We start from the raw sequence: 12,219 nt of genomic DNA on the forward strand, positions 1-12,219 counted from the left end.
ACGTTGCAGAAATGCGTAAGACGATCGTGGGAACAGCATTGGCCACCGCCGCGGCGGCAGTCGTGGGCAGCATCTCCAGCCGCAAGGGCGTGGAGACCTGGTATCCGACTCTGAAGAAGCCACCGTTCAACCCGCCCAACGCGGTCTTCCCGATCGCCTGGACCACGCTGTACGCCGATATCGCCGTCACCTCGGCGGCCACCATCGACCGCTACCGCGCCGACGGCCAGGATTCCAAGGCCAACGCCTACATCGCCGCACTGGGCGCGAACCTGGTGCTCAACGCCGGCTGGAGCTGGCTGTTCTTCGGCAAGCGCAAGCTGGGGCCCTCGGTCCTGGGTGCGGGCGCGCTGGCGATCAGCAGTGCGGACCTGGCGCGCCGCGCCGCCGGTGCCGACCCGAAGCTGGGTGCGGCGCTGACGCCCTACCCGTTGTGGTGTTCGTTCGCGACCCTGCTGTCCAGCGAGATCTGGCGGCGCAACCGCTAGAAGGGCAGCTCGATCGGCGCGAACCGATCGGTGACGTCGCCGACCAGTGAATCGTCGTAGGGGTTGATCGATACCGGTCCTGCGGCCTGATCCAGTTTGAGCCGGTCGAACTCGGCCCAGATGATGCTCGGGCTGGTGGTCAGTTCGAAGAAGTACATCCGGTTGGTGAGGTCGGTGACCGTGCGGTATTCGGTGTTGTAGACCCCGAATTCGGCATACGGTGCGCCGAACGGCACCGAGACGTTGCGCATGATCGCCATGACACCTGCGATCGCTTCGCGCGCGCTGCCGGGCTTCGGCAGTAGCGCCGAGTAGTAGGCGGCACGCTGAAACCGGTCGACGGCATTGACGTTGCCCGGCAACGGCGTGTCTCTGCTGGGATGCGAAAAATCCTGCTCACCAAGCAGTTTCAACTGCTCGTCGTAGGTGGGATCGTTGGTCATCAGGGTGTATTGCCTGCCATGGTGGATGACGGGACGGCCCTGGGTGAACTCGATGATCGCTGAGTCGCCGCCGATGTCTTCCAGGGCGAGGTGGATGTTCGCGTCATGGCCCCGCACGTGCACCTTGAGTAACTGGACGTCCTGCATCAACGCCACTGCTTCGGTCACGGTGGCGGCCTGATCCAGCAGGTACTGCAGCCACAGCCCCGCCTGTAGGGCAGGCTTACCCGGGTCCCGGTCGCCGAAGTCGGTGGACTCCAGGTAGAGCCCGTGCCCGGCAAGCCCCGCCGCGTTGAGGCCGTCCACACTGCCGATGCCGTAGACGGTGGTCACCAGGCTGGCGTACCGGCTGGTCCAGAGCAGTGGATTCGGGTCCTCGACCAATCCGGCGGGATCAATACCGCTGCGCTGTCTGCCGGGCGGGAAGCCGACGATCAACGGCTGTGTGGACTCCGGCCAGTCCATACTGCGGCCGGTCAGGACGGCGAGGTCGTTGGTGTTCCACAAAACCCGGGTGCACATGCCCTCAGGCTATGCCCGCGAGGCACCCGCGTCGGCGAAACAAACAGTGGTATCAAGACGTCGTGAGGCGGCTCATCCTCTGTCTGGGCCCGGTGCTCTGGCTGACCGCGTGTGCGGGTACGGCCGCGCCACCGCCGTCATCCACCTCGTCTGTCCCGGCGGCAGCACGGACCGTGAACCCGGCCGGTATCAAGCGGATTCGGCCTCTGCTGCCGCAGGATTACGAAATCGCCGACGTGGTCGGACCGGTCAGTGCCGCCGGACAATGGGGCTTCGGACCGGGCTGGACAGCCGACCCGCCGCCGTGCGCTTCGCTGGCTGATCCGGCGCCCGCCGATCCCGCTGCCCGCGGCTATTCGGCCTCGGGGCGGGGCGGGACGCTCTACGTCGTGGTCGCCGCTGCCCGCGGCTATTCGGCCTCGGGGCGGGGCGGGACGCTCTACGTCGTGGTCGCCGCGGCCGGTGCGCCCGGCGCGGGACTGCTCGACGAATGTGCCCAGTGGGCCATGGCGTTCGCCCACACCACGGGCACGGTCACCCTCGCCGACCCGCCGGCAGTCGACGGCGCGGACACCGTCGCTATGACTGTGGCCACCCGCACCGTCGTTGAATCCGGTTCGGAAACCAACGGACAGGCCGCAACGGCGCAGGCCTACCTCGACGGCCACGTCGTCATCGTCACGCTCGTCACCGACCCCGGGTCGGAGCACCCGCCGCTGGATGTGCGATTCGTCGACGATCTGCTGGCGTCATCGGTGGCCGCCTTGCGCGGCTGACGACCGCGTCGTTGGGTACATTTGGCGGCGATGTCGAACCCGAAAGCCGCGGTCGCCCTGGTGTGCGCCGGACTGTTGACCGCCTGTGGATCGGGCTCCGGCCCGCAGGGCGCCGACATCTCCAAGGTGTCCACGCTCAAGTCCAGCTTCGGCCCCGACTTCAAGGTCACCGAGGTGGCCAAGACCGGGATCGACCCCAAACTGCTCACCGGTCAGAAGCTGCCGGATGGGTTGAAGTTCGACCCCGAGTCGTGTGCCAAATACGCCACCGGGCAGCTGGTGCCGCCGGGCACTCAGGGCAATATGGCGGCGGTGTCGGCCGAGGGGCAGGGCAACCGCTTCATCGTCATCGCCGTCGAGACCAACGAGCCGGTTCCGGTGACCGAACCCGGCGCCGACTGCAAGAAGGTGTCGTTCAGCGGCGGTGCCCTGCGCGGCACCGTGGAAGCGGTCGACGCCCCATCGATCGACGGGGTGCAGACCCTCGGTGTGCACCGGGTGCTGCAGACGGTGATCAACAACCAGGCCCGCACTGGCGAGGTCTACAACTACTCCGCGCATTTCGGCGACTACCAGGTGATCGTCACTGCCAATCCGTTGGTGCTACCCGACAAACCGGTGGCGCCGGTCGACACCAAGCGGGCGGGCGAGCTCCTGGTCGCCGGCGTCAAGGCCATTCGCGGCTGACCTCAGCGCACATCGCGCGGCCGGAACTGGATGCTGATCCGCGGTCCCTTCGGCAGTGCGGTCTTCGGCACCGCATGCTCCCAGGTGCGTTGACACGAGCCGCCCATCACCAACAGGTCGCCGTGATGCTGCGGTAGCCGCAGCGACGGCCCGCCGCCGCGCGGGCGCAGGGCGAACACCCGGGTGGCGCCCAAGCTGACGATGGCCACCATGGTGTCCTCGGTGCTGCTGCGCCCGACGGTGTCGCCGTGCCAGGCCACGCTGTCGGACCCGTCCCGGTACAGGCATAGGCCGGCCGAGGTGAACGGTTCACCGAGTTCGCCGGCATAGATGTCGTTGAGCCGGCGCCGCAGCCGGCTCAGCGCCGGATGCGGCGGCTGGCCAACGGTCAGATCGTGAAAACTGCACAGCCGGGGGACGTCGAGCACGCGGTCATACATCTGCCTCCGCTCGGCCCGCCACGGCACCGCTGTCAGCAGTTCCTCGAACAGCGTGTCATCGTCCAGCCACGACGAGCGGACGTCGAGCCAGGCGCCGGCCCCGAGGTCACGGCGCTGACTGTGCTCGAACAACGCGCCCTGAACAGACACAGACACGCCCCAAGGTTATCGCACGTCTGTTCGAATACGCTAGAGCTTGACCGCCCCCGGGCCCTCACCGGCCAGCACGTCCTCGGGGTTGGACAAGGCGCAACTGCGCAGGCTCAGGCAACCGCAGCCGATGCAGTCGGCCAGGTTGTCGCGTAACCGTTGCAGGTGCACGATCCGCTCGTCGAGGTCGGCCCGCCAGCCGGCTGACAGCCGCGCCCAGTCCTTGCTGGTCGGCACCCGGTCGGTCGGTAGCGTCGCCAGCGCCTCACGGACCCGGGCCAGCGGAATGCCCAGGCGCTGAGACATTCTGATGAAGGCCACCCGGCGCAGCGTCTCGCGGGCGTAGCGGCGTTGGTTGCCCGAGGTGCGGCGGCTGCGGATCAGCCCCTCGCGTTCGTAGAAGTGCAGTGCGGAGATCGCCACCCCGGCCCGGCTGGCAAGTTCACCGGGCGTCAACTCCTGCTCGGTCACACGGCAACGATAGTTCAGCCTGCTGAAGGCGATACGGTGCTAGGTGTGACTGCGACCGTGCTGGGCTCCAACTCCGAGGTCGGGACGCTGCGGGTCGTTATCCTGCACCGTCCCGGTGCAGAGTTGCAACGGCTGACCCCGCACAACAACGACAAGCTGTTGTTCGACGGTTTGCCGTGGGTGGCCCGTGCCCAGGAGGAGCACGACGCGTTCGCCGACCTGTTGCGTTCGCGCGGGGTGGAAGTGCTGCTGATGTCCGACCTGCTGACCGAGGCGCTGGCCAGCGGGGCGGCCCGGATGCAGGGCATCGCCGCCGCCGTCGACTCGCGTCGCCTGGGACATCCGCTGGCGCAGGAACTTTCGGCGTATCTGCGCGGCCTGGCCCCTGCCGACCTGGCGCATGTGCTGACCGCCGGGATGACATTCACCGAACTGCCGTCGAGCGCGAAGGCCGACACCTCACTGGTGCGGCGCATGCACCATGGCGGCGACTTCGTCATCGAACCGCTGCCCAATCTGCTCTTCACCCGCGACTCGTCGTTCTGGATCGGGCCGCGGGTGGCCATCACATCGCTGGCACTGCCCGCCCGGATCCGGGAAACCTCGCTGACCGACATGATCTACGCCCATCACCCGCGGTTCCTCGGGGTGCGGCGGGCCTACGAATCGCACACCGCGCCCGTCGAGGGCGGCGACGTGCTGCTGCTGGCGCCCGGTGTGGTGGCCGTCGGAGTGGGGGAGCGCACCACACCCGCCGGGGCGGAGGCGTTGGCGCGCAGCCTGTTCGACGACGATCTGGCCCACACCGTGCTGGCGGTGCCGATCGCCCAGGAGCGCGCCCAGATGCACCTGGACACCGTGTGCACCATGGTCGACGTGGACGCCGTGGTGATGTACCCGGCGATCCAGGATTCGTTGTCGGCGTTCACCATCACCCGTACGTCGACCGGGGTGAAGATCCATGACGAGGCACCGTTCGTGACGGCCGCCGCTGAGGCGATGGGTATCGACCGGCTTCGGGTGATCGACACCGGACTGGACCCGGTGACCGCCGAACGCGAGCAGTGGGATGACGGCAACAACACCCTGGCGCTGGCGCCCGGTGTGGTCGTCGCCTATGAGCGCAACGCCGAAACCAATGCGCGACTGGCTGATTCGGGTATCGAGGTGCTGCCCATCGCCGCCTCGGAGCTCGGTACCGGGCGGGGTGGGCCGCGCTGTATGTCGTGTCCGGTCGCCCGGGATCCGCTGTGACCGAACTGCTCATCGGCGGGGCGCTGCGCGGCGGCGGCTCGGGCACCTTCGCGACGCTCAACCCGGCCACCGAGGAACAACTCGGGGTGGCGGCCGATGCCGATGCCGCGGATCTGGACCGCGCGATCGTGGCGGCCCGCACCGCATTCGATGACACCGACTGGTCCCGCGACGTCGAGTTGCGGGTGCACTGCCTGCGCCAGTTGCGCGAGGCGCTGAACGCCGAGATCGCCGACCTGCGGGACATCACGGTGGCCGAGGTCGGCGCACCCGTCAGCTTCACGTACGGCCCGCATCTGCAGGGCCCTGTCGACGATCTCGAGTTCCCGGCCGGCATTGCTGAGACCTACTCGTGGACAACCGATCTCGGGGTGGCCCGGCCGATGGGCATCGCCTCGCGCCGGCAGCTGCGCCGCGAACCGTTCGGTGTGGTCGGCGCGATCACCCCGTTCAACTTCCCGCACCAGCTCAACCTCGCCAAGCTCGGTTCGGCGCTGGCCGCCGGCAACACCGTCGTCCTCAAACCGGCGCCCGAAACGCCGTGGTGCGCCGCGCACGTCGGCCGCATCATCGCCGAGCACACCGATATCCCCGCCGGTGTCGTCAACATCGTGACCTCCAGCGACCGGCGGATCGGGGCCCAACTCGCCGAGGATGCCCGCGTCGACATGGTGTCGTTCACCGGGTCCACCGCCACCGGCGCCGCGGTGATGACCGCCGCGTCGCACACCATCAAGAAAGTGTTCCTCGAACTCGGCGGCAAGTCGGCGTTCATCGTGCTCGACGACGCCGACCTGGTACGAGCCTGCACGGCAGCGGCCACCGCGGTGTCCCGGCACGCCGGGCAGGGGTGCGCGTTCACCACCCGGCTGGTGGTGCCCCGGGCCCGCTACGACGAGGCCGTCGGCGCGGCTGCCGAGGCCATGGCGGCGATCCCGGTGGGTGACCCGACCGACCCCGCGACGGTGTGCGGGCCGCTGATCTCGGCGCGCCAGCGCGACCGGGTGCGCAGCTACCTGGATCTGGCGCTGGCCGAGGGCGGTTCGTTCGCGTGCGGTGGCGGTGTGCCCGACCGGCCCGGCTACTTCGTCGAGCCGACCGTGATCAGCGGGCTGACGAATGCCGCCCGGGTGGCCCGCGAGGAGATTTTCGGACCCGTGCTGGTGGTGCTGGCCCACGATGGCGACGACGACGCGGTGCGGATCGCCAACGATTCGCCCTACGGCCTGTCGGCCACCGTATGGGGCGACGCCGGGCGGGCAGCCGGTGTCGCAGCCCGGCTGCGGACCGGAACGGTGAACGTCAACGGGGGTGTGTGGTACTGCGCCGACACCCCGTTCGGGGGCTACAAGCAGTCCGGCGTGGGCCGCGAGATGGGGCTGGCCGGTTTCGAGGAATACCTGGAGACCAAGCTGATCGCGACCGCGGTGGACCTATAGTTCCCCTCAACGTGACGTCCCTGCCTTTTGACCCCGACGCCCTGCGCGCCCGCTATGCGCAGGAGCGCGACCGGCGGTTGCGGGCGGACGGGATCGGCCAGTACGTCGAGGTGGCCGGTGAGTTCGCAGGGTTCGCGCACGACCCGTGGGCCGGGCCGCCACCGCCGCGGGAGCCGTTGACCGACGAGGTGGACGTCGCCGTGATCGGGGCCGGCTTCGGCGGTCTGCTCACCGGTGCGCGCCTTCGCGAACTCGGGGTGGGCGGCATCCGGCTGATCGACAAGGCCGCCGACGTGGGTGGCACCTGGTACTGGAACCGCTATCCGGGCATCGCGTGCGATGTCGAGTCCTACGTGTACATGCCCCTGCTCGAGGAGGTCGGCTACCTGCCGACCGAGAAGTACGCCAAGGGTCCGGAGATCGTCGAGCACTGCCGGCGGATCGCCGAGCACTACGACCTGTACCGGGACGCCTGCCTGCAGACCGAGGTGCGTGAGATCCGTTGGGACGTCGACTCGTCGCGGTGGATCATCCACACCGACCGCGGTGACGCCATCCGGGCACGGTTCGTCTCGATGGCCAACGGCTACCTGCAGAAGCCCAAACTGCCCGGTATCCCCGGCATCGGGACGTTCGCCGGGCACACCTTCCACACCAGCCGGTGGGACTACGACTACACCGGGCCGGACCTGGAACTCCTGGCGGACAAGCGAATCGGCATCATCGGCACCGGTGCCACGGCGGTGCAGTGCGTGCCGCACCTGGCCCGGGCCGCCCGGCAGCTACTGGTGTTCCAGCGCACCCCGTCCTCGGTCGACGTGCGCGATAACCGGCCCACCGACCCGGACTGGGCCGCCGGTCTCACCCCGGGCTGGCAGCGCCGGCGAATCGAGAACTTCCAGCAGCTCACCGCAGGCGGGGACGCCGAGGAGGACCTGGTCGCCGACGCGTGGACGTCGATCGTCAAGACCCTGCTGGTGATGCGCGACGGCGAACTGGCCGACTTCGCGAAAATGGAGGAGGTGCGTGCCCGCGTCGACGCGATCGTGACCGACCGGGACACCGCCGAGGCACTCAAACCGTGGTACGGGTACTTCTGCAAGCGGCCCTGCTTCCACGACGACTACCTGGCAACGTTCAACCGCGCCAACGTGACTCTGGTCGACACCGGTGGCCACGGCGTGCAATGCATCACCGAACGCGGCGTGGTGGTCGACGGCGTGGAGTACGAACTGGACTGCCTGATCTTCGCCACCGGCTTCGAGGTCGGCACCGAGTACGCCCGGCGCACCGGATTCGAGGTCGTCGGCCGGGACGGCCTGACACTCACCGGAAAGTGGGCCGACGGCGTGCGCACGCTGCACGGGCTGTCGGTGGCCGGCTTCCCGAACCTGTTCGTGGAGAGCATCGCCCAGTCCGGCTTCACGGTGAACTTCCCCTACCTGCTCGACGTCCAGGCCTCGCACGTGGCGTGGATCATCGCCTGGGCGCTGGGTCATGACGTCACCGAGGTGGAGGCCACCCCGGCCGCCGAGGACAGCTGGGTCGCCACGGTCGTCGAACGGGCGGCCGGTACCGAGGACCGCGCCCGGGCCTGCACGCCGGGGTACTACAACCGGGAGGGCCAGGCGAACGCGCGAACCCGGCAGGGCAGCTTCTTCTACGGTGGCCCAACCGAATACGCCGACACGCTCGCCCGCTGGCGCGAGCAGGGCGACCTGGACGGTTTCGAAATCCGGGGCGGTCGCGGGTGAAGTACCTGATGGGCCGGGTCCGGGCGACACTGCGCCGGGGCCGCCAGCCCCGGGTGGCGATCATCGGCGCCGGCTTCGGCGGCCTGGCCGCCGCGGTGGCACTGCGCAAGATCGGCGTCGACGACATTTTCATCATCGAGCGGTGCGATGGAGTCGGCGGCACCTGGCGGGTGAACTCCTATCCCGGCGCGGCCTGTGACATCCAGAGCCACCTCTACTCATTCTCGTTCGCGCCCAACAAGAACTGGACCCGCACCTACGCCCACCAGCCCGAAATCCTGGCCTATCTGGAATCAGTCGCCAGGGACTTCGACCTCGAACGCCACGTCCTCACCGACACCAAGGTGACCAGTGTGCGGTGGAACGAGAGAATCCAGCAGTGGGATCTGGACCTGGAATCCGTCTCCAGCGGAGGGCAATTCGGCTTCCCGGTCGACGTGGTGGTCAGCGCGGTCGGTCTGTTCGGGGAACCGAAGGCGCCCGATATCGATGGACTGGCCCAGTTCGAGGGCCCGGTCCTGCACACCTCGCGATGGAATCCGCGGGTGCCGCTGGCCGACCGGCGGGTGGCCGTCATCGGGACCGGTGCCAGTGCGGTGCAACTGGTTCCGGAATTGGCCGCGACCGCCGCCCACGTCACCGTCTTCCAACGCACCCCGCCGTGGATGGTGCCCAAGGACGACCGGCCGTTCACCGACGAGGAGCTGGCCCGGTTCGGCAAGGGCCGGTGGGCCACCCGCCGTGAGCGCTACCGGCTGTGGAAGGAACAGCACGACAACACCGCCACCCGGGCCGACGATCCGCTGGTGGTGGGACGGCAGGGGATCGCCGAGGACTTCCTGCGCCGCACGGTGACCGACGAGGCGCTGCGTGCCGCGCTGACACCGGACTACCCGTTCCGCTGCAAGCGGGTGCTGCTGGGCGCCGACTATTACCAAGCGCTGCAACGGGATAACGTCGACCTGGTTACTGATCCGATCCGGTCCGTCACCCCGGGTGCGGTACGCACCGACAGCGGCTCGACGGACGTCGACGTGATCGTGTTGGCCACCGGATTTCAGACCAACCACTACCTGTCCGGTATCGAGGTGGTCGGGCCGGGCGGAGTGTCGCTGCACGACCGGTGGGGTGAGGACCCCAGTGCCTATCTGGGCGTGGCCGTCAGCGGATTCCCCAACTTCTTCATGCTGTACGGGCCCAACACCAATCAGGCCGGCAATTCGATCGTCTACATTCTGGAAGCGGGCGCGCGGCTGGTCGCCGACGCGGTCGCCAGGCTGGGCAGACGCGGTGGGCTGCTGGAAGTGCGGCCGGACGCGGAGCGGCGGTTCAACGACGAGATCAGTGCCGAGCTGGAGAAGACGGTCTGGACCCAGTGCGGCAGCTACTTTCGCTCGCCGAGCGGTCGGATCGTCACCCAGTGGCCGTACAAGGAACTCGACTATGCGCGGCGCACCTGGCGACTGCGATCACGCGACTGGAAGCACTACAGACCTTCCGGCCAAGACCCGATCACCGAGTCGGCTTCCAGTTCGGCCAGGTCCTGATCGGTCAATCCGAGAATGCCGCCGAGGATTTCGGTGTTGTGCTCGCCGAGTAGCGGGGCAGGGCCGGTGACGAAGTTGCCGGTGACCGGCGGCCGCGGATAGGGCAGTGGCCCGCACAGCGGATGCTCCCGGGTCTGGAAGAACCCGCGGGCCTGCAGGGCGGGGTTGTCCAGCACGTCGGGGGGCTGCAGCACCGGGGCGGCGGGCACTCCCGCGGCCAGCAGTGCGGTGACCGCCTGGTCGAGGTCCCGGGTGCGCAACCAGTCCGCGAGGTGACCGTCGATCAGGTCGGCCGTGTCGTCCGAGTAGTCGAGACCAGCGGCCCATTCTGGCTGGCCCAGAACATCGTTGAGGGCCGTCCAGTCGTCGGCATCGCGAATACTGACTGCGATCCACTGCTCGTCACCGGCGCAGGCGTAGACGTTCTGGACGGCGAACTCGTGGCCGCGGTTGCCGCGCCGGTTCAGCAGTACACCGGTGACGTCGTACTCGATGGCCTGCAGGGCGCTGGCGTTGAGCACCACATCGATCATCGGGACCTCGATGAGTTGTCCCTGTCCGGTGCGGTCGCGATGGTCCAAGGCGGCGACGGTGAGGAAGGCGGCGTGCACACCGGCCAGCGGATCGCAGGCGCCGCGGGGTGCGGTCGGTAACCCGTCCGGATAGCCGGTGAGCCAGGCCAGGCCGGCGAGTTGTTCCATCGTCATGGCGAATCCGACACGGTCGCGCCACGGGCCGTCGAGCCCGAAGCCGGGCATGCGGACCTCGATGATGCGGTCGTTGAAGGTGCGCAGCGTCTGGTAGCTCAGGCCGAAGTTCTCCATGACCCGCGGCGTGAAGTTCTCGATCACCACGTCGGCGTCGACGATCAACCGACCCAGAAGTGCTTTGCCGGTGTCGGATTCGAGGTCCAGGGTGATGGATTTCTTGCCCGAGTTGACGCCCTGGAACACCCAGCTGTACTCCCACCACCGCTCTACGTCGGCGCGGAACCCCCCGGCAAACCTCATGCCGTCCGGCCGCTGCACTGACTCGATCTTGACCACGTCGGCGCCCAGCATCGCCAGCAGATGGGTGGCCGACGGCCCGGCCCAGAACGCCGTGAGATCGATGATCCGCACACCGTGCAGCGGCAGGTCGGATTTCGGGCTGGCGCGTTTCCGTGGTGCCCACGTCACGTCACCGGCGTCGCCGAGCCGGGGCGGCAGGGCGGGTGGCAGGGGTGTGCATTCGCTCATCCGCCACGGCGGTGCCGGTGATCCGAAACCGGCCGGGTGCGCCTCGAATGATCCGCGCTGCACGAAATGATCCATCCGGGAAAGGGTTTCGCCGTTGCCGATCGCTGCCATCGGGATGCGGAACAGCGCAGCCAGCTCGACGATCTCCTCGACGGTCCGGGAGGCGAACCAGGCACCGGTGCGGGCGCGCACCAGATCGCGCTGTTCCCAGCGGCCCACCTGGAAGCGAAGTTCAGGGACGTCGGCCAGATCGGGACATTCGACCATCGCGCAGAAGTCCTGCCACTGCTGGCCGGTGGCCATCGAGATGCCGACGTAGCCGTCCTTGGCCCGTTCGACCGACGGCACCTCGGTAGACCGGCCGACTACTTCGAGCAGCATCAACTCCTTGCGCAGCCAGGAGAACACCTGCATCGAGACCGTCATGGCCTCCAGGACGGACAGGTCGAATCGTGCACCGCCGCCGTAGTGGGCGGTCAAGCCGAAGAACGCGGCATAGCTGCCCGCCACGAACTCGCCGAGATCACCGGCCACCGACACCGGTGGGCGTTCCGGCTCGCCGCGTGACCCGGTCGACCCGCACCAGCCCTGCAGGGTGAACTCGGTCGCGGGCTGGTCGACCCACGGACCCGTCCAGCCGAAATCCGACACGGTGACCAGAGCGCAATGGGTTGTCAGTTCGGACACTTGCTCTTCGCCGAGTCCGAGCCGGGCGGACTGGGCCGGGGTGGCGCCGAGGATCACGACGTCTGCGCCGGCGAGGAGGTCAGCAGGCGCGGTATCGGCGGCGACACTGTGCTTGCCGCCGGCCAGGAACGCGAAGAACGGGCTTTCGGCGTCCCGGGGCGGGATCCCGGCGGGCCGGTAACGGCGCAGCCGATGGCCACCGGGCGGTTCCACCATCACCACCTCGGCACCCGCGTCACGCAGGAGTTTGCCGGCGTAGGCGGTGGCCAACCGGTTGCCGATCTCGACAACACGAAGGCCAGACAGGGGAGAAGGCATGCGGC

11 protein-coding genes are annotated in these 12,219 nt (G+C 68.5%); 7 read left to right on the plus strand and 4 right to left on the minus strand.

Annotated features, from left to right (window positions below):
* Positions 1-11: 11 nt before the first annotated feature.
* Positions 12-488 (plus strand): TspO/MBR family protein, encoded by a 477-nt coding sequence (locus BN3385_RS12200; RefSeq protein WP_059017026.1) that lies wholly within the window; start codon positions 12-14, stop codon positions 486-488.
* Here the strand turns inward: BN3385_RS12200 and BN3385_RS12205 are convergent.
* Entirely contained in the window at positions 485-1,453 is a 969-nt protein-coding gene (locus BN3385_RS12205) for a linear amide C-N hydrolase (protein WP_059017027.1), read from the minus strand. The genes BN3385_RS12200 and BN3385_RS12205 overlap by 4 nt on opposite strands.
* Positions 1,454-1,515: 62 nt before the next feature.
* On the opposite strand from BN3385_RS12205, the gene BN3385_RS12210 reads away from it, so the two are divergent.
* Positions 1,516-2,229 (plus strand): DUF5642 family protein, encoded by a 714-nt coding sequence (locus tag BN3385_RS12210; RefSeq protein WP_197415201.1) that lies wholly within the window; start codon positions 1,516-1,518, stop codon positions 2,227-2,229.
* Between the two features lie 30 nt (positions 2,230-2,259).
* A complete protein-coding gene (locus BN3385_RS12215) occupies positions 2,260-2,916 on the plus strand; it encodes a DUF5642 family protein (protein WP_059017029.1) in 657 nt (218 codons plus the stop codon).
* A 2-nt stretch (positions 2,917-2,918) separates the two neighbouring features.
* On the opposite strand, the gene BN3385_RS12220 is transcribed toward BN3385_RS12215, so the two are convergent.
* Complete coding sequence (locus BN3385_RS12220) at positions 2,919-3,512, minus strand: alpha-ketoglutarate-dependent dioxygenase AlkB (RefSeq protein WP_059017030.1); 594 nt, start codon at positions 3,510-3,512, stop codon at positions 2,919-2,921.
* A 33-nt stretch (positions 3,513-3,545) separates the two neighbouring features.
* Positions 3,546-3,977 carry a redox-sensitive transcriptional activator SoxR gene (soxR, locus tag BN3385_RS12225; protein WP_059017031.1) on the minus strand — a complete coding sequence of 144 codons (432 nt, stop codon included), beginning with the start codon at positions 3,975-3,977 and terminating at the stop codon, positions 3,546-3,548.
* Positions 3,978-4,022: 45 nt separating this feature from the next.
* On the opposite strand from soxR, the gene arcA reads away from it, so the two are divergent.
* From arcA to BN3385_RS12245, 4 genes are read left to right on the plus strand one after another with little or no spacing between them, the layout of a single operon-like run.
* The gene (arcA, locus tag BN3385_RS12230) at positions 4,023-5,231 is read left to right on the plus strand and encodes an arginine deiminase (protein ID WP_059017032.1); all 1,209 of its coding nucleotides are present in this window, start codon (positions 4,023-4,025) and stop codon (positions 5,229-5,231) included.
* Positions 5,228-6,670: an aldehyde dehydrogenase gene (locus tag BN3385_RS12235; protein WP_231748718.1), complete on the plus strand. Its 1,443-nt coding sequence runs from the start codon at positions 5,228-5,230 to the stop codon at positions 6,668-6,670. The genes arcA and BN3385_RS12235 overlap by 4 nt, the downstream gene beginning before the upstream one ends.
* 20 nt (positions 6,671-6,690) lie before the next feature.
* Positions 6,691-8,424: a flavin-containing monooxygenase gene (locus BN3385_RS12240; protein ID WP_059021854.1), complete on the plus strand. Its 1,734-nt coding sequence runs from the start codon at positions 6,691-6,693 to the stop codon at positions 8,422-8,424.
* A gap of 8 nt (positions 8,425-8,432) precedes the next feature.
* Entirely contained in the window at positions 8,433-9,971 is a 1,539-nt protein-coding gene (locus BN3385_RS12245) for a flavin-containing monooxygenase (protein WP_059021856.1), read from the plus strand.
* Here the strand turns inward: BN3385_RS12245 and BN3385_RS12250 are convergent.
* Positions 9,911-12,214 carry a CaiB/BaiF CoA-transferase family protein gene (locus BN3385_RS12250; RefSeq protein ID WP_059017034.1) on the minus strand — a complete coding sequence of 768 codons (2,304 nt, stop codon included), beginning with the start codon at positions 12,212-12,214 and terminating at the stop codon, positions 9,911-9,913. The genes BN3385_RS12245 and BN3385_RS12250 overlap by 61 nt on opposite strands.
* Positions 12,215-12,219: the final 5 nt, after the last annotated feature.

This window comes from Mycobacterium sp. M26 (assembly GCF_001494595.1).
GTDB lineage: Bacteria > Actinomycetota > Actinomycetes > Mycobacteriales > Mycobacteriaceae > Mycobacterium.